Here is a 17,564-nt window from a genome sequence, read left to right as displayed (position 1 = left end):
ACCCAGAGTTGAGCCCAGAGTTGAGCCCAGAGTTGAGCAAAAGGTTGAGCAAAAGGTTGAGCTAAGAGTTGAATCTAAAGTTGAGCCCAAAGTTGAGCCCAAAGTTGAGCCCAAAGTTGAGCCCAGAGTTGAGCAAAAGGTTGAACCAAGAATTGAGCCCAAAGTTGAGCCCAGAGTGGAGCAACGAGTGGCGCCAATTCCTGTAATAGAAGAGCATCCGTCACGCTCTCCTCAACCAACTGTTCCACAAGAAAGCGACCATTCTATTAACTGGAAGAATGTGATAAATGCCTCTATGGATAAAGTACTTAAACAAGTCAAGGCAGACTATTCACAATATAAAGCAGCAACTCTGTCAGAATTCATTGACATTCTCGATGACTACAAAACTAAAAGAGCAAATTTTAAGGGACCTAATCCAGAATATAAAGTAACCTTTTTTTGCCTTGGTTTTGGTTACAGTAAAACGCAAAAATTTGCCGCGGTAGAAGCATTAAAAGCTGCTTTAAATGGAGAACGAGTTAACTTAACTCCTCATTTAGGTGCCTTGAAGAATGGTGAGTTAGGTCAATCAATATGTAAATTTTTACAAAAAAGCGACCTTTATACCAAACAAGGCATTAAGACCGTTTCGGATTTAGTAAACGACTTAAGCAACCGGGAGGATAACCAGTTTAGATTCAAATAAAGTGAGATCGACATCATGAAATGGAGCCTGGTTTCAATAAGTAACTTTAGATTGTATGTCGAACACATGAAATGATTTGAATCGTTGATATTCCTGAATAAACCTGTAATTTATCCCCAATCCTTGTACTCAAATGGATTGGGGATTTCATAATCCAAATCTGATTGGCGCAATTTATAAAAATGCACGATGACTCAGGATTTTTATATAAATCCCTAAACGATTATTAACATTGAATCAAACATGTTGCTGTCATCGTAGACTAACAATACTTAACATCAATAATCTCATAGTCCACCATACCGCCGGGAGTATTAACAGTCACCGTATCATCCAACTCTTTACCAATCAAAGCACGACCAATTGGTGAACTGTAGGATATTTTATTTAGCTTAATATCGGCCTCATCTTCGCCAACTATTTGATAGGTTAATTCAGCATCAGTTGCCAGATGGCATACAGTCACTGTAGCCCCAAATACAACTTTCCCATTATTGGGTAACTTACTGATATCAATAATCTGCGCATGAGATAATTTAGCTTCTAGATCTTGAATTCGTCCCTCATTAAAACTTTGCTGTTCTCGGGCAGCATGATATTCCGCATTTTCCTTTAAATCACCATGGGCTCGTGCGGTAGCGATAGCCTCAACGATACGAGGGCGATCAACGAACTTTAAGCGTTGTAATTCTTCTTTAAGTGCTTCTGCACCTTGTACTGTCATAGGATGTTTACTCATATCCACCTCTAATGTAAATCCTGTAATCGAGTTACTGTTTCCCTATCTTCATATTTCATCGCCAGGCAAGCAGCCTCGGCTCCTGATAATGTCGTAGTATAACTAACCTTATGCTGTAACGCATTGCGTCGAATAGCAAATGAATCCGCAATCGCTTGCTTGCCTTCAGTCGTATTCACAATAAAATCAATTTCATTATTCTTTATAAAATCCAGCACATGCGGCCTGCCTTCGGCTACTTTAAAGACACGCCTGCAGTCTACGCCGGCTGCTTGTAGTGCCAAAGCCGTACCGCGTGTGGCAATAATTTCAAAACCCAGTTCAATTAATCTTTTAGCTATCTCCCCCACGCGGGTTTTATCCGCATCACGAACAGAAACAAAAGCACGTCGTCTCTTGGCTATATTACAACCTGCTCCCAACTGAGCTTTAGCATAAGCCTGACCAAAACGCTTGGCAATACCCATCACTTCGCCAGTTGATTTCATTTCTGGACCCAGTATGGAATCAACTCCTGAAAATTTTATAAATGGAAAAACGGGCAATTTAATTGAATAAAAAGAAGGCATGTGATGATTTTGCGTTAACCCTTGGTCCTTCAGGCTAATACCTACTTTGCACAGTGCCGCAATTTTAGCTAAGGGCAAACCTGTGGCTTTGGAAACAAAAGGGACTGTTCTTGAAGCACGAGGATTTACTTCCAAAACATAAATATCATCCGCCTGAATCGCAAACTGGGCATTGATCAAACCAACCACCCCTAATTTTAAAGCCATTTGCCGCATTTGTTCCATTAAATCCTGCTGTACTACTACGCTCAGGCTAAACGGGGGCAAAGTACAGGCAGAATCACCTGAATGAATACCAGCCTGCTCTATATGTTCCATGATGGCGCCAATTAATACCTCTTTTCCATCACAGATCGCATCAATATCAACCTCTATGGCATCATTTAAGAACTTATCGAGTAAAACGGGTGAATCATTAGAAACAGCAACAGCATGTGAGAGATAATAACGGAGATCTTCTTCCTGATAGACAATTTCCATAGCCCTACCGCCAAGAACATAAGACGGCCGTACAACTAATGGGTAACCAATACGATTAGCCAGATCAATCGCTTCCGCTTCGCTTCGTACAGTGCCATTATCAGGTTGATGCAGCTTCAATTCCGTAACGAGTTGTTGAAAACGCTCTCGGTCTTCGGCCATATCAATAGCGTCAGGAGATGTACCAATAATTGTCACTCCATTTGCTTCAAGATCTCTGGCCAATTTTAAAGGAGTTTGTCCGCCATAGTGCACAACAACACCATCAGGCTGTTCCACTTCAACTATGGACAGCACATCCTCAAGTGTTACAGGCTCAAAATACAAACGATCTGATGTGTCAAAATCCGTTGATACTGTTTCAGGATTACAATTAACCATAATTGTTTGATAACCTGCATCCCTTAACGCCATGGCAGCATGCACACAACAATAATCAAATTCTATACCTTGACCGATACGATTTGGTCCGCCCCCCAGAATCATGATTTTTTTCTTATCGCTCTCTGGGCGCGCTTCACAACTGCCGGCATAGCACGAATATAAATAGGCGGTATCGCTGGGAAATTCACCGGCACACGAGTCGATGCGTTTATAGACAGGAATCACTCCTAATTCAATTCGACGCGCTCGAACCTGAGCCTCGGTGCAATACATTAATTTGGCCAGGTATGCATCAGCAAAACCACGATGCTTTAATAATCTAATGGTCGCTTTATCCAACTCATGAATGGATTTCCCAAAAACCAAACGCTCTAGTTGTACAAGCTCTTCGATCTGTGCCAAAAACCAGGGATCAACGCGACTTTCCATATGAATCTCTTCCAGAGACAGATTTTGTCGGAAGGCATCTGCTATATACCAGAGTCGGTCAGGAGTAGGTTCACGCAAATGTCCTCTCAATCGAGCCATATCCCCTTTTTGGAACAGAGAATGTAAGCCACATCGTCCAATTTCCAGGCCACGAATCGCTTTTTGTAACGATTCCTGAAAATTGGAGCCTATTGCCATCACTTCACCCACAGATTTCATCTGAGTAGTTAAGGTATTTGGGGTTTGCGGAAATTTATCAAAATTAAATCGCGGAATTTTAGTGACTACATAATCAATACTCGGCTCGAAAGAAGCTGGAGTTTTACCACCAGTAATTTCATTCTTTAATTCATCCAGGGTATAACCAACCGCTAATTTCGCGGCCACCTTGGCGATTGGAAAACCAGTTGCCTTCGAAGCCAGGGCAGAACTTCGCGATACCCTCGGGTTCATTTCTACAACAAGCATACGTCCATCTTCTGGATTGATCGCAAATTGCACATTAGAGCCACCGGTATCGACACCTACTGCTCTCAATACTTTTATCGCGGCATCCCTCATGCGCTGATATTCTTTATCGGTTAGTGTTTGAGCTGGAGCGACCGTAATTGAATCTCCAGTATGAACCCCCATGGGATCCAGATTTTCTATAGTACAAACAATAATGCAATTGTCATTTTTATCGCGAACCACTTCCATTTCATATTCTTTCCAACCCAGAACTGATTCATCGATCAACAGCTCATGAGTTGGAGAAAGCTCCAGACCTCGGGTACAGATTTCTTCAAATTCTTCACGATTATAAGCTATCCCTCCACCACTGCCGCCCATGGTAAATGAAGGACGAATAATAGCAGGGAATCCTAATCGTGCCTGAACCTGAATGGCTTCTTCCAAGCTATGAGCAATAGCGGAACGAGGCATATCCAGACCTATTTTGATCATCAACTGACGAAATTTTTCTCTATCCTCCGCTTTGTCTATTGCTTCTCTTGTAGCGCCAATCATTTCAACAGAGTATTTGGCCAAAACCCCTTCTCTAACCAAATCCAGAGCACAATTCAATGCAGTTTGCCCTCCCATAGTGGGCAATAAAGCGTCAGGGCGTTCTTTTTCAATTATTTTTTCAACTTCTTTCCAGCGAACTGGCTCTATATAGGTTGCATCAGCGAGTTCAGGATCCGTCATAATGGTTGCTGGATTAGAATTAACCAATATCACCCGGTACCCCTCTTCCTTCAATGCACGTACTGCTTGAGTACCGGAGTAATCAAACTCGCATGCTTGTCCAATAACAATTGGACCCGCTCCAAGAATCAGGATGGATTTAATATCAGTTCGTTTTGGCATAGTGGCAACAAAAAAAAGAATAAAGTGATCTATTTTACCGAGTTTTGCCTAAAGATTATACCCTTGAATGACACTCTTTAACTTAATTTCTCTAAGATTGTGATCTTTTAAGTTAAAAAATTAGCGCGCTTTACTGTATTCGCTGAGTATAACCATCTGTAAACCGGCTTCTGTCAGAGACAAATACTTATAATGAATGTCAGCGGTAGTACGTTCTAGCCATTCGTTTGCGATACAAATGTCGGTTAATTTATGAACATACTCCATGGTCAGTGGAGTTCCCAACTTTTGAGATAATTTATCAACAGCATCTTGTTCTATACTCAGAAAGACCTTATCGCGCGTCACACTTTTCTCTTTCATCTCATCATAAAATAATTTCAAAATGTCGAGTTCATTCATAATTTATTCCATCTATTGAGATTATTTTTCCCTGTGCACTAAGTATTAGTCCTAAACAGGGAAAGATCAAATTCAGACGACACAATCTTCTTGAAGTATCATCCTTAGTTCTATTTCGTGCAAATGCCTATGTAAATTGCAATTTGATTTGGCCCAGAATACTGTTCAAAATCACTTTGAAAGGCTCGTTTATGAACCTTATTATCCCGAAAATAAACCCAAATACGCTCCCAGGTCTGAACGACAATTTCAGGGAAAGCACCTTGAGCTTCAAAAACAAGATAACTTCCCTTCTGTATCTCAACCTGACTTAAATCCAATACATTGCTCAGGTTTGTACTGTCCAGGCCTGCAGTTACTGTGTAATATCCGTTTTCATCAGAATCATAATGAGAATACACCCCGAAAACTGATGCCTTATTTAAACGACCGGGAATTGTTTCAGCAATTCCGGAAGAAAAAAACTGCTCCCAAAGTAAAGGCAACCTGGCCTTATTCGGGTTGAACTCATCACCGTTTATGGTGCGAACACTCAACCCAGCTACATTAAACCCATCAACTTCTACTCTTCTCGGTTCTGTGTACATCATCATATTCCTAATAATAAAAAATAATAAATACCATTGCCCAATGTCATGACTTAAAGATTAATCACAACATTCATTGCCTGTGCAATCAGCTTCGCATCGTGCTCACTGATTAATAACAATCCAAAACGAAGTGGATACCCCCAATTACGCTTTCCCCTGGTCAATTCAAGTTCGTCAAGATAGGCGGAAATGAACGCTTCAGTAGCATTACACCAGGCTACATCCCGTCTAAATGGACAGAATCCATCGCCCATATCAACCTGATATGCCTCTCCATTTTTTACTGTTCCTATTGCGGTAAACGCCTGAAGTTTATCTGTTCCACCAAAACTGACTGTGGGTGAGTAATATATAATGGTGTCACCTGGTTGAATGCGCTTTAATGGTGCTTTCTTTCCATGACAAACCTGCATAAACCCTGATTCACGACCACGGCGTACATGCTCTGCAGAAGCTACTGCCAGCCAATTTTGAAACATGAAAAACACTCCTGTTAATAGCCCGCCCACAGCCATTAAGTTAAGCCTTAGCAGCCTGTATTAGCGAAGCGTAATACAGGATCGAAGTGGCAACACACTCCATTATTTCCCCGTATTACGCTCCGCTAATACGGGCTACGAAAATAAATAATCTACACCCTTCGTAGCCGGGCTACGAAAATAAATAATCTACACCCTTCGTAGCCTGTATTAGCGAAGCGTAATACAGGATCGAAGTGGCAACACACTCCATTATTTCCCCGTATGACGCTCCGCTAATACGGGCTACGAAAATAAATAATCTACACCCTTCGTAGCCTGTATTAGCGAAGCGTAATACAGGATCGAAGTGGCAACACACTCCATTATTTCCCCGTATTACGCTTCGCTAATTCGGGCTACCAAAATAGCCAATATAATTAACTTAATGGTCTAGACCAAAGGCATTGTTAATAATTCCTGAAAGGAGACCAGTGTACAGGCTATTCATGACAGAATGTGTCAGTAGTGATTGGAAAGTTATTGAACAGGAATACCTTGAAGTTCACGCCATTTTTTCAATAAGGCCTGACGCCTGGCAGGATAGCGAATATCCAACTTGCTTAACTTGATTATCCTATCCGTGCGAAAATGGCGAAACTCCTGACGAAGCTCACACCAGGCAACGACGATGCGAACCTGCTCAAAAAATCCTAAAGCAAAGGGCCAGATAATTCGCTCGCTCAAGTTCTCGTGATTATCTTTGTACGAGATTAATAATTTTCGCTCTCCTCGTATCACCTTTCTTATCGTCGCTAACTCTTCATCACCCGCTGCAATGGTATTTGCCGGACCGACTAATAACCCTGAAGCATCCAGATGATGCCGTAAGTCATCAGGAAGTACGGCAGCTATTTTGGCCAAGGCGTTCTTTGCTGCCGAACTTAACTGACTGTCAGTACGTTTGGCAACCCATCGTGAACCAAGAACCAAAGCTTCGATTTCTTCCTCAGAAAACATTAAGGGGGGTAACATAAATCCGGGACGTAACACATAACCTAATCCTGGTTCCCCATCAATGCTGGCTCCTTGTGTCTGTAAGGTTGCAATATCGCGATAGAGGGTTCTTAGGCTTATACCTAACTCGGCGGCCAGAATTGCTCCGCTTACCGGATATCGATGCCGGCGCAAAATCTGGATCAACTCAAATAAGCGGTCTGTACGGGACAATGGTCCTACCTTCATCTAATTCTTATGCTGACATATTATGGCAGCAATACACATATTGTTCTATGTAATTCACGGTTTCAAGGAATTAACTAAGCATTTAATGGAAATAAATGGGTTGCTGTAGTATAATTTTTATACACATTTTGTGTGATATTCTGTGAAACAAAAATTCATATCAACACACCGATGAATTATTAGATATCAATAAGTATCTGGTAATGAAATTGAAATTAATCATTGAATAAACACGGAAGAGGTCATCACCATGAACATGTTCAATAGTTTTAAACAATCTGAAATGAAATTATTAATTACTTTTCTATTAATCACTCTATCCTTTGGTTCCGTTGCCTATGCAGAAAATACAACTAATTCTTCGACAACTACCTCCCTGATTAAAAATGCAGATGGATCTTCTGTTCAAAGTAATTCAGACGGCTCACAATTAATCACCAATTCGGATGGATCATCTGTTCTTACTAAAACGGATGGAACAAAAATTATAAAAAATGCCGATGGCTCCTCAGTTCAAGAAAATGCTGATGGTTCAAAACTGATAACAAATGCTAACGGCTCTTCTGTTGAGAGTAAATCCGATGGAACCCAGATTATAAAAAATACCGATGGATCTTCAATGCAAAAAAATCCTGATGGTTCAAATTTGATAATCAATACAGATGGCTCATCAGTTCAAACGAACGCTGATGGTACCAAGATAGTAAAAAGTGCCGATGGAACTATTCTTAAATAATTCAAACGAATGGCCCGATTTTGCGCTCATCAGACCCACAGGACTTACGAAGAAAGCTCGATCTCTTCGTTAATTCGTAAGTCCTCCCCCTTATAGGTTAAGACGCAATCACCAAAATTCATTTTAGAATCATCATTAAAAACAGTAGCTTATGAGCTTAGTCCGTCAAACCCGATTGATCTCGTATGATCTCATAAATGCCACTCCAATCTTTATGCTCCATTCCATTCGCCAATGCAGATATAAATCGGGATTTAATTACATTTCCTAATTCAGGAACAACACCTGCTCTTGCAAAAGCCTCCTGAAATATAGTGATGTCCTTATTTCCACCAATCATATCAAAATTTACTTCATCAAAATTTCGTTCAAGAATTTTATCAATATAAAGTTGGAAGGCGGGATGACCATAAATCTGATGAAGACTCATTTTAACAAACTCACTATCAAGACCACTTTTTTCTGCAAATACATACAGTTCGCTAATAAGCTCCAACGCTGTTGCCAGACTATAATTTAGACATATTTTTAATGTATTTGCTGCTTTTATATTATCACCAAGGCAAATAACTTCAGTTGAGAACGATTTAAGCAAAGGAATAACGACTTCCAGGTTTTTATCAGCCCCGGCACAATAAGCAGTAACGCCACCTTTTTGCACTACTTTAGGGATACCCAAAACCACAGCAGAAACGAAATTACTGTTATTCGTTTCATGTAACTCCCTAAGCGTTACTGAAGTATCAGGTAATATTGTTGACAAACATACATGAATTGCCTTGGGTTTAAAGTGTTGTACTGACTCATTAACCATCCCAAGAACGGCCTGATCATTCAACAAACAACTCATCACTACATCAGCGTCTTGTACTGCTTGAATTAACGAATCAGCATACCTTGCACCCAGCTTTACAAGGGGCAAGGCTTTTGATGGGGTTCTATTAAATACTGTAACGGGATAACCTGCTTGCAACAGACGCTCGACCATTGCTGATCCCATTTTACCAAGACCAATAAACGAAATATTCATGCCGAACTCCTTTTCAGTAATTTTCATACCCAATCTGCTTAAAAAATCAAACTGTATTATCTCTGAGAATAGGCAGTGTCATCATGATATACTAAGATAACTGCCATGTTTCAAAGGTTAGTATTTGATTAAGCCAAACATACTGTTTAAAGGATAGATTAAGGTTGGATATATGTCTAAAAAAGATTATTGGGTTTATATTCTTCTTTGTGAAAATCAAAGTTATTACACGGGTTATACCGATAATCTGGAAAAACGTTTTTTATCTCATCTGAATGGTACTGGAGGTTGTAAATATACGCGAAGCTTTAAGCCCCTTCATATTGCCCAATGCTGGATAATTGACGGAGATAAACCATTAGCAATGAAGCTGGAACGCGATATCAAAAAAAAATCAAAACAACAAAAGTTGGAACTAATCCAGCAGCCAACTTCTCTATCAGCCGATCCAAGGGTGCAACCATTCAAACCCATTCCATTCAGAAATATCCCATCATCAAATAATCCAGTCTGAATAGAGTAAAGTCACAATTACGCAGGGAATCGTCATCCCAAATGTAGAGAAACGTCATCCCGAATGCAATGAGGGATCTCCTGAATGTAACACCATGCCTGAATTTGGAGATCCTTCACTACGTTCAGGATGACGAAACTCAGCCGTCATCCCGAATGTAATGAGGGATCTCCTGAGCGTGGAATTGAACCTGCAATTAGAAAGGTTTTACTGAGTTCAGAATGACACAATTCGCGGATTTATTGAGAACGGTCCAAATGGACGCCTAAGCCTTCACAATGAACGTATTATTTATAGCTTCGTGGATTATAAAATGATACATTATGCATTAAATTTGACTAGTACTCCATTGATGGTAACTGTACAGCCTAAGCTTAACTACCATTAAATTAAGAGTGGTACCTCAACCCATACAGATTACGGCTTATTTGAATAAAAAATCCTTAACACATTGGCAGTAAACCTAAATCCATACGGTTCATCTGCTGGTATTAAACGAGCTTTATCCTAAATGCAAGAAATAGATGTCATCATTATAGGTGCAGGTGCCGCCGGACTCATGTGCGCCATTGAAGCCAGTAAACGTTCGCGTAGGGTCATTGTTCTGGATCATGCGAATAAAGCAGGGAAAAAAATATTAATGTCCGGCGGTGGACGCTGTAATTTCACCAATTATTACATAGAGCCAGACAAATATTTTTCACACAATCCGCATTTTTTTAAATCCGCGCTATCGCGTTATACCCAATGGGATTTTATCAATCTGGTAAAAAAACATAACATCCCTTTCCATGAAAAAACCTTGGGACAATTATTTTGCGACAATAAATCAAAAGATATTGTGGATATGTTGCTTTTAGAATGTGAAAAAGCCAAAGCCGAGATCCATTTAAATACGTCTATTGAACAAATTCAAAAAACAGGTGATAAGCGCTTTAAAGTTAATACCAGTCGGGGATCATTTCAATGCCATTCATTGGTGATCGCAAGCGGTGGACTTTCAATTCCAACTATGGGAGCCAGTCCATTCGCATACAAAGTCGCTGAGCAATTTAACATAAAAGTATGGCCAACACGTGCAGGACTGGTTCCTTTTACTTTAGATGTCCACGATAAGGAACGCATATCAGTACTTTCAGGTATTGGTGTTGATAGTGTGGTTGAAAATGAACGCAATCAATTTCGTGAACATGTATTATTTACTCATCGTGGATTAAGCGGTCCCGCAATTTTACAGCTGTCGTCCTACTGGCAGCCTGGTGAAACCATCCATATTAATCTGTTACCAGAACAAGAACTCCTTAAACTCTTAAAAGAAGCCCGAGTAGAAACACCACAGAAACAATTGAACTCGGTCTTATCCAATTATTTACCCAAACGGGTTGTAGAAGTATTCATTCCTAAAAATCTGGCACAAACAAAGCTGTCTGAAATTTCAAACCGAGATTTGGAATCTGTAACCCATTTGGTACAAGCATGGATAGTCAAACCTAATGGAACAGAAGGATATCGTACTGCTGAAGTCACTATAGGAGGGGTTGATTGTCATGCTCTCTCTTCAAAAACCATGGAAGTGAATGAAGTCCCAGGACTTTTTTTTATCGGAGAAGCGCTGGATGTAACCGGTTGGTTGGGTGGCTATAATTTTCAATGGGCCTGGTCCTCTGGTTGGGCAGCGGGTCAAGCAGTATAAGTGCTTTCTACTGATTTTAATAAGAATCCGGGTTGATATTCATAAAAGATCAATATAGTCTGGACACGATTAATTTTTTAAATAGTGCGATCGTGCACGATTTAATTAATTTCTCAAAATACTTTAAATGATTTAAAGCATTAGCGTTCAAGGAGAGAATTATGCCAAGCAACTTCAACAAATACAGTTTTGAAGAGTGCACTCAAGCTATTGAAGCATTTCTAGACTATTCCGAAACTCAAGAAGTAGATAAATTAGTATCGCTAAGCGATCTCATTTTGTATTACATGAAACATAAGCACCCCAATACTCTTTTAGGAGAGAGCACAGCAGGATCCGTTATTGCAGTAAAGTATATGTGTTCATGTAAAGATCAAAGAACACGTTCAAACTTTCTCCATGCATTAACAGCGAAATGTTATCAATATGCCCCCCATGAACCAATCGATAAAATACTTTTTAATGACAGCTTCCCAGCTAAAATAGTCGCGACATTTCATCATGAAACCATAACAAAACCCAATGATCCTATTCGATTTACAGCGGATCTGGATACGATTTCTCACCTTACCATCGATAAACAAACTGTCTTATTGTTTTGTACCAGAGTCTTCGCGCCAGAAGTAACCATATTTGGCAATTTTGTAACCGGGTTTTCCCATCATGCCAATCTGGAGGAGTTGAAAAAAATTGTTGAAGTTCTACCATCAAATACCACATTGACTTATGTAAAAAATGAATTAGGGCGCATGAAATCAAAAGAAATGACAGTATTCTTAAACAGTGTCAATAAAGCTTCCCAATTAGTTTTAGATAATGCCCGTCTGGATCAATGGAGTGAAGAACACTGGAGCGCATTTGTTAAAAAGGTAGAGCAAAATCCAACGCTCACTTCACTGAGTCTTAACAAGACGTCTCTTCATGCTTGCTGCCACAATCCGAAAAAATTTCAATGCATACTTAAATTACTTGCACTCCCTCATTTAAAAGAGTTATTCCTCCATAACAATTTATTAGGCAAGTTACCCGTCGAATTATTCGAAGAGCTACGTAAAGCAATACAAGAATCCCCCATTGCTCATATTGGATTAAGACATATTCCACATGATCACAAAGGAGCAGCCAGCGTCAACGGCATGTTTGCACATTCAGCTCACAGTAAAGAGCGCACTGTGGACTCTAAAAATCAACTGGAAGCTTCACTACAACCAACAGGGGAACATAGCGCCATAGCCGAACAAATTTGTCGAATCTGATCCTGCCCATGCAGTATTTCAATCCTGGGATAGTTCATGGGGCATGTCATTGCCCCATAAACTTGAAAGCCCATAGACTTCCTAATACTTCATGCAAGCCAATAGAAAAATAGGCCAGATTGTATGCATTAGGGATAATCAATTTGCCCCAACTGTCAGTACTCCAGAAAAAAGTAAAGTCAGTAGGTGCGGCGATGGGATGTAGGCCTTGCTTTTGACATAAAGCCATAGCTCGAGGCATATGAACGGCTGATGTAACCAAATAAAATGGCTCATTCTTAACCAGAGATACCAATTCTCGAGCCTGATCTGCTGTGTTAATGGACTTGGTTTCCAAAACCACTTTGTGATCTGGAATGGAAAACCATCGTGCTAATTCTGCCAAAAGCAATGCTTCAGGTTGATCTCCGGCAGAGCCGCCACCTGATAAAACCAGCTTTGCCTCTGGTAATAATCTCAGGAGTCTCACGCCCTCTATCAAACGTTTCATACTCGCCGACGACAATAAGTCATTGGGAGGCAATCCGGCAGCCTGAGTTTGGCCACCACTTAACACAACGACCCATCGAACATCGGGATCCGGTTTTGTTACTATCGTGTACTGTGATTCCAGGTTATAAGTCATGTATCTTGGTAACCACCCCGTACTGATTACTGTCAGTGTCAGAAATACTAAAAGCAGGGTTCTGCGAACAAACTGAGAATAAGAACGAAACCATACCAAATAAGTACATATTCCTAATAAAAAGAAACACAGAAAAAAGGGATTAATGAACAATTCAATCAAGTGCCTGAATACCGCCATTATTTCACTCGCCTCATTAAATAAAATCCAATCAAGGCAAAAATAACTGTAGGTCCTAAAGCCGCTATTTCTGGAGGCCACTGAAATACCAGACTGACAGGTCCAAAAAATTGATTCAGGATATGGAATGCAAATCCAACTGTTGCTCCTACCAACAATTTGGATCCCATCGTAGAAGAACGCAGAGGACCAAATATAAATGGAATTGCCAATAACATCATCACCATAGTGGTTACAGGTTGAATAATTCTCTGCAGAAAGGCAATCTTGTAATTTTGCGCGTTTTGCTGGCTACGTTTTTGTTCGCGTAAATAGCGATTCAATTCATGCAGGGTCATTTCATCAGGATTAGACCCCGTAATTTCCAATATTTGTGGTTTGACGGGCACGTCCCAAGGCAGTGAGACCATTTGACTGGATTTAGTATGTTCTGAACCAAACTCAGTTTGTTTCACGTCATAAGCCATCCAGAAATAATTGGCATATTTTACTTCTCTCATTTCACGAGCAAACAGCAGATTATGATGCTCGTCAAAGCGGAATTGATAAACATTCTGTAATACATTTCCGGGTTGAACCGAGGATATAGATATAAAATCATTACCATAACGCAACCATATCCCCTTGGGAGTCCTCAAAGTTTGACCACCACTTAATGCTAACATTTTATAATCATTGGCATAATGGGACATCATTGGCGTTAAAATTTCTCCTAATGCAGTAACTAAAATAACCACAACTATGGATGCTTTTAATACTGCTGCAGTAATTTGTCCAATAGAAACTCCGGCCGCTCGCATGACGACCAATTCACTATGACTGGCCATAAGGCCCAAACCTATCAGGCAACCAAGTAAACTGGCCATAGGAAAGAAGAGATAGACTTGATAAGGCATTTGCAAAAATACAAAAACAGCGGCCTGAGAAATGCCGTAGTCCATCTTTCCCAATTCATCGAGTTGATTAACAAACAAAATAAAAATCTGCAAACCGGCCAACATCAGCGTAACCAAACCAATAGCAGAGAGAACAGTTTTAGCAATATATCGTTCGATTATTCTCATAATTATGCCAATTTCACCTGATTACGCCAGATTAAAAACAGACCAAGGAATATCACTAAAAGATGAATCCACCCCATGCCTATCCACAAAGGAATTGTTCCGGACGCTATGGCGTCACGCGCAACAAACATAAAATTGGCATATAAAATATAAATAACGATAGCAGGCAGTAATTTTGCATATTTACCGGTTCGAGGACTGACTCGACTTAAGGGAACTGCAACTAAAGTTAAGGTTAATACCATCAAGGGAATGGACAACCGCCATTGAAGTTCCGCGGCTTTCTCCAGGTCGGGGTTATTCAATGGCAATAAACTGAAGGTTTTTGCCGTACGAATATCCTCATTAATTCGTACTACCGGATGAGGCAAGCGTGATTTGTAATCGGCAAACTGAGCTACCTGATAATCTGCATGCCCAGGTATTCCCTGATATTCTTTCCCATTTTGTAAAACAATGTATTCCTCTCCAGTATCTGGATCCACTTCAGCGAATGCTTTATCAGCCCAGAGTACGTCCCATTGAATCCTGTCATCCTGAACCGAATTTTTTGCAAGAAAAACTTGTTCTGCTTTCGTGTGATCACGACTCATTGATTGAACATAAAACACTTGCTGACCGCCATTTATGGCATGAAATCGTCCCGGCATAATGGTTTGAATTAATGTTTTTATCCCAGTTGATCTCAACAGTTTTGCTCGCTCTGTGGCAATCAAAGGACTTGCCCAAATCATAATTCCGGCAACAATAATGGCTACTACAATAGCCATAATAAAACTATGCTTTAGCAGTTGATTCGGGCCGTAACCGCAAGCGACCATCACCGTCATTTCACTTTCTGCATACAAGCGACCGTATGCCAGCAATAATGCAATATAAAACCCTAATGGCAAAAGCAATCCCATCAAATTGGGCATTTCCAGCATCATCAACTTCATAATAATAACTCCAGGTATATTTCCTGAAGCAGCACGGTTTAAATATTGAACAAATTGATTGCTCATAAAAATTAACGTTAAAATTGCGGTTAATGCAATTAAAGTTAAAAACACTTCTTTGGTTAAATAACGAAAAATTATCACTCAATACCCCTATCATGAGGATGATGCATGCAGCTACACTTTTTAGGATACCATAAAGACATAGTCCCATGATAATTCAAGGGACGCAATTTAATCTAAAATCTCGATAAAATGTTGGTTTCATTGCTCGGATAGATTAGGTAAACTAACTCTCTTTAAGTGGCAACAGGAACTCACTATGAATTATGGATTAACTCAGAACCCCTCTCTCTCGGCAAGCGAATGCCTTGTACTGGGCATTTTTTCCGATGCAGAACTACCAGATTATGCACTAAATCTGGATAAGGAACACGATGGAATCATTACAAAACTGAGCCAGAGAGCCACAGAACCTGGTGATGCCATTTGGCAATCTGATGTGCAGGGACATAGTTTACTCATTGTTCAATTCGGCAAAAAAAATGATTTTAAATCGACTGTCCTGCAAAAACGAATCGGTGAAATTACTGATGAATTGATTAAACAACGTTTCACATCAGCCCTACTTTGCCTTCCACAGTTGATTAATCAATCTGCAGAGTGGCAATTAGAACAAATGATAGTGCAAATTGATAACATCAGATATCAACTTCTCGATTTTAAAAAGAAAAACCCAAAATCTCACAAGTTGGAAACAATCCATTTTTACTTGCCTGGGGCAAGCGAAAAATCGTTGGAATTAGCCAAAGCCATTGTTTCTGGTGTTGAAATGACTCGGCATCTCGCGAACATGCCAGCCAATATCTGTACACCTACTTATCTGGGCGAACAGGCTCTCGAATTGGCAAAACAATTTGATCACATGAGTTGCAAAGTGATGGGACCAGATGAAATGCGTGCCATGGGAATGGGACTTCTTCTTGCAGTGTCTCAAGGAAGTGATGAACCCCCAAGATTAATCGATATTCAATACAAAGGAGCAGGAAATGCCGCCCCCATTATTCTAGTGGGTAAAGGAATTACCTTTGACTCAGGTGGCCTATCCATCAAACCCGCCAATGCCATGGATGAAATGAAATATGACATGTCAGGCGCAGCCAGTGTTTTGGGCACATTAAAAGCGTGTGCTCTTTTAAAACTACCGGTTAATGTTATAGGGCTCATTGCCAGTGCTGAAAATATGGTGAGCGGCGCTTCAGTTAAATCTGGAGATATTGTTACCAGCATGTCGGGACAAACCGTTGAGATTATTAACACTGATGCGGAGGGTCGTCTTGTTTTAGCAGACGCGCTTACTTATGCGGAACGTTATAATCCTGAGTTTGTACTTGATATTGCTACTTTAACCGGTGCCATGATAGTCGCACTGGGTTCTGTATCAACAGGTTATATGACCAAAGATGATGAGCTGGCTAAATTATTGGAACAGGCAGCCGTTGAAAGTCAGGACAAAGTCTGGCGCATGCCACTGGACGATGCCTATCAAGACGCATTGGACAGCCCTCTGGCTGATATGATTAACGCCAATTTTGATCGTACTGCCGGAAGTATTACCGCCGCATGTTTCTTATCCCGATATACTGAACACTATCGATGGGCGCACTTGGATATTGCAGGTACTTCATGGGTATCAGGAAAAAAACGCAATGCTACGGGCAGACCAGTTCCTTTACTAACCCAGTTGATACGTCATGTCGCCAATTCGCGTTGATTTTTATTTGTTAGCAAGTGACCAACCCGATGCAAAATGGTTGGTCGCCTGTCGTCTTTTAGAAAAAGCCTACATCAGAGGACATCGTGTATTTGTTCATTGTGATAACAAACACGATGCGGAACATCTTGATGAATTATTATGGACGTTCCGAGACGACAGTTTTATTCCTCATAACCTGCAGGGCGAAGGTCCAGAGCCTCCCCCACCTGTCCAGATTGGCTATGATAAAGAACCCAGAGGATTTAATGATATATTATTAAATATGGCGAACAGTATTCCTCACTTTTATGGAAAGTTCAAAAGAGTAATGGAGCTGGTAACCAACATAGAATCCGAAAAGGAATTAAGTCGATTACACTATAAAGAATACAGATCCCAAAAATGTGAGTTACATACCCATCATATTGAGTCATAAAA

At 40.4% G+C, this 17,564-nt stretch carries 17 protein-coding genes; 7 read left to right on the top strand and 10 right to left on the bottom strand.

Translation table 11 applies throughout. The features are described 5' to 3' along the window. A partial coding sequence (locus tag IZU94_RS11235; RefSeq protein ID WP_439649230.1) for a hypothetical protein occupies positions 1–688 on the top strand: 688 nt, incomplete at its 5' end. Positions 689–950: 262 nt separating this feature from the next. Here IZU94_RS11235 and greA read toward each other — a convergent pair. The 6 genes from greA to IZU94_RS11205 form a co-directional block, all read right to left on the bottom strand. Next, a complete protein-coding gene (gene greA, locus IZU94_RS11230) occupies positions 951–1,427 on the bottom strand; it encodes a transcription elongation factor GreA (protein WP_058474415.1) in 477 nt (158 codons plus the stop codon). An 8-nt stretch (positions 1,428–1,435) separates the two neighbouring features. After that, positions 1,436–4,639 (bottom strand): carbamoyl-phosphate synthase large subunit, encoded by a 3,204-nt coding sequence (gene carB / locus IZU94_RS11225; protein ID WP_203110669.1) that lies wholly within the window; start codon positions 4,637–4,639, stop codon positions 1,436–1,438. A 120-nt stretch (positions 4,640–4,759) separates the two neighbouring features. Beyond that, positions 4,760–5,041 (bottom strand): hypothetical protein, encoded by a 282-nt coding sequence (locus IZU94_RS11220; RefSeq protein WP_203110665.1) that lies wholly within the window; start codon positions 5,039–5,041, stop codon positions 4,760–4,762. 110 nt (positions 5,042–5,151) lie between these two features. Further along, entirely contained in the window at positions 5,152–5,634 is a 483-nt protein-coding gene (locus IZU94_RS11215) for a GyrI-like domain-containing protein (protein ID WP_203113952.1), read from the bottom strand. A gap of 47 nt (positions 5,635–5,681) precedes the next feature. Next, positions 5,682–6,110 (bottom strand): EVE domain-containing protein, encoded by a 429-nt coding sequence (locus tag IZU94_RS11210; protein WP_203110660.1) that lies wholly within the window; start codon positions 6,108–6,110, stop codon positions 5,682–5,684. A gap of 519 nt (positions 6,111–6,629) precedes the next feature. Then, a complete protein-coding gene (locus tag IZU94_RS11205) occupies positions 6,630–7,334 on the bottom strand; it encodes a helix-turn-helix transcriptional regulator (RefSeq protein ID WP_238400403.1) in 705 nt (234 codons plus the stop codon). 250 nt (positions 7,335–7,584) lie between these two features. Here IZU94_RS11205 and IZU94_RS11200 point away from each other — a divergent pair, with 250 nt between their 5' ends. Next, complete coding sequence (locus IZU94_RS11200) at positions 7,585–8,070, top strand: hypothetical protein (protein ID WP_203110656.1); 486 nt, start codon at positions 7,585–7,587, stop codon at positions 8,068–8,070. A 157-nt stretch (positions 8,071–8,227) separates the two neighbouring features. Here IZU94_RS11200 and IZU94_RS11195 read toward each other — a convergent pair whose 3' ends face one another. Then, positions 8,228–9,127 (bottom strand): NAD(P)-dependent oxidoreductase, encoded by a 900-nt coding sequence (locus tag IZU94_RS11195; protein ID WP_255541655.1) that lies wholly within the window; start codon positions 9,125–9,127, stop codon positions 8,228–8,230. Positions 9,128–9,272: 145 nt separating this feature from the next. Here IZU94_RS11195 and IZU94_RS11190 point away from each other — a divergent pair, with 145 nt between their 5' ends. The 3 genes from IZU94_RS11190 (at position 9,273) to IZU94_RS11180 (ending at position 12,563) form a co-directional block, all read left to right on the top strand. Next, the gene (locus IZU94_RS11190; protein WP_203110652.1) at positions 9,273–9,614 is read left to right on the top strand and encodes a GIY-YIG nuclease family protein; all 342 of its coding nucleotides are present in this window, start codon (positions 9,273–9,275) and stop codon (positions 9,612–9,614) included. Positions 9,615–10,125: 511 nt separating this feature from the next. Next, a complete protein-coding gene (locus tag IZU94_RS11185; RefSeq protein WP_203110650.1) occupies positions 10,126–11,307 on the top strand; it encodes a BaiN/RdsA family NAD(P)/FAD-dependent oxidoreductase in 1,182 nt (393 codons plus the stop codon). A 161-nt stretch (positions 11,308–11,468) separates the two neighbouring features. Next, entirely contained in the window at positions 11,469–12,563 is a 1,095-nt protein-coding gene (locus IZU94_RS11180; protein ID WP_203110648.1) for a hypothetical protein, read from the top strand. A gap of 46 nt (positions 12,564–12,609) precedes the next feature. Here the strand turns inward: IZU94_RS11180 and IZU94_RS11175 are convergent, their stop codons facing one another. Genes IZU94_RS11175 through lptF form a run of 3 tightly spaced genes read right to left on the bottom strand, consistent with a single transcriptional unit; the run spans position 12,610 to position 15,514 of the window. After that, positions 12,610–13,368 (bottom strand): YdcF family protein, encoded by a 759-nt coding sequence (locus IZU94_RS11175; protein ID WP_203110646.1) that lies wholly within the window; start codon positions 13,366–13,368, stop codon positions 12,610–12,612. Continuing rightward, complete coding sequence (lptG, locus tag IZU94_RS11170; RefSeq protein ID WP_238400404.1) at positions 13,368–14,432, bottom strand: LPS export ABC transporter permease LptG; 1,065 nt, start codon at positions 14,430–14,432, stop codon at positions 13,368–13,370. Before lptG ends, IZU94_RS11175 begins: the two co-directional genes overlap by 1 nt. Positions 14,433–14,434: 2 nt before the next feature. Beyond that, positions 14,435–15,514 (bottom strand): LPS export ABC transporter permease LptF, encoded by a 1,080-nt coding sequence (lptF, locus tag IZU94_RS11165; protein ID WP_203110644.1) that lies wholly within the window; start codon positions 15,512–15,514, stop codon positions 14,435–14,437. 178 nt (positions 15,515–15,692) lie between these two features. Here lptF and IZU94_RS11160 point away from each other — a divergent pair, with 178 nt between their 5' ends. Both IZU94_RS11160 and IZU94_RS11155 read left to right on the top strand, forming a co-directional pair. Then, positions 15,693–17,144: a leucyl aminopeptidase gene (locus IZU94_RS11160; RefSeq protein WP_203110642.1), complete on the top strand. Its 1,452-nt coding sequence runs from the start codon at positions 15,693–15,695 to the stop codon at positions 17,142–17,144. Next, entirely contained in the window at positions 17,125–17,562 is a 438-nt protein-coding gene (locus tag IZU94_RS11155; protein ID WP_203110641.1) for a DNA polymerase III subunit chi, read from the top strand. Before IZU94_RS11160 ends, IZU94_RS11155 begins: the two co-directional genes overlap by 20 nt. The last annotated feature ends 2 nt before the right edge of the window (positions 17,563–17,564 follow it).

The organism is Legionella bononiensis, from assembly GCF_016786215.1.
Classification (GTDB): Bacteria; Pseudomonadota; Gammaproteobacteria; order Legionellales; family Legionellaceae; genus Legionella; species Legionella bononiensis.
This window is presented reverse-complemented; position numbering and strand designations above follow the sequence as displayed.

What these genes read in the sequence shown, in the direction of transcription:
- IZU94_RS11185 (WP_203110650.1), top strand. Translation starts at nt 10,126, where the DNA reads ATGCAAGAAATAGATGTCATCATTATAGGTGCAGGTGCCGCCGGACTC.
- IZU94_RS11210 (WP_203110660.1), bottom strand. Translation starts at nt 6,110, where the DNA reads ATGTTTCAAAATTGGCTGGCAGTAGCTTCTGCAGAGCATGTACGCCGT.
- IZU94_RS11200 (WP_203110656.1), top strand. Translation starts at nt 7,585, where the DNA reads ATGAACATGTTCAATAGTTTTAAACAATCTGAAATGAAATTATTAATT.
- IZU94_RS11190 (WP_203110652.1), top strand. Translation starts at nt 9,273, where the DNA reads ATGTCTAAAAAAGATTATTGGGTTTATATTCTTCTTTGTGAAAATCAA.
- IZU94_RS11205 (WP_238400403.1), bottom strand. Translation starts at nt 7,334, where the DNA reads ATGAAGGTAGGACCATTGTCCCGTACAGACCGCTTATTTGAGTTGATC.
- IZU94_RS11180 (WP_203110648.1), top strand. Translation starts at nt 11,469, where the DNA reads ATGCCAAGCAACTTCAACAAATACAGTTTTGAAGAGTGCACTCAAGCT.
- IZU94_RS11195 (WP_255541655.1), bottom strand. Translation starts at nt 9,127, where the DNA reads ATGAAAATTACTGAAAAGGAGTTCGGCATGAATATTTCGTTTATTGGT.
- IZU94_RS11175 (WP_203110646.1), bottom strand. Translation starts at nt 13,368, where the DNA reads ATGGCGGTATTCAGGCACTTGATTGAATTGTTCATTAATCCCTTTTTT.
- IZU94_RS11220 (WP_203110665.1), bottom strand. Translation starts at nt 5,041, where the DNA reads ATGAATGAACTCGACATTTTGAAATTATTTTATGATGAGATGAAAGAG.
- IZU94_RS11215 (WP_203113952.1), bottom strand. Translation starts at nt 5,634, where the DNA reads ATGATGATGTACACAGAACCGAGAAGAGTAGAAGTTGATGGGTTTAAT.
- carB (WP_203110669.1), bottom strand. Translation starts at nt 4,639, where the DNA reads ATGCCAAAACGAACTGATATTAAATCCATCCTGATTCTTGGAGCGGGT.
- lptG (WP_238400404.1), bottom strand. Translation starts at nt 14,432, where the DNA reads ATGAGAATAATCGAACGATATATTGCTAAAACTGTTCTCTCTGCTATT.
- IZU94_RS11155 (WP_203110641.1), top strand. Translation starts at nt 17,125, where the DNA reads ATGTCGCCAATTCGCGTTGATTTTTATTTGTTAGCAAGTGACCAACCC.
- greA (WP_058474415.1), bottom strand. Translation starts at nt 1,427, where the DNA reads ATGAGTAAACATCCTATGACAGTACAAGGTGCAGAAGCACTTAAAGAA.
- IZU94_RS11160 (WP_203110642.1), top strand. Translation starts at nt 15,693, where the DNA reads ATGAATTATGGATTAACTCAGAACCCCTCTCTCTCGGCAAGCGAATGC.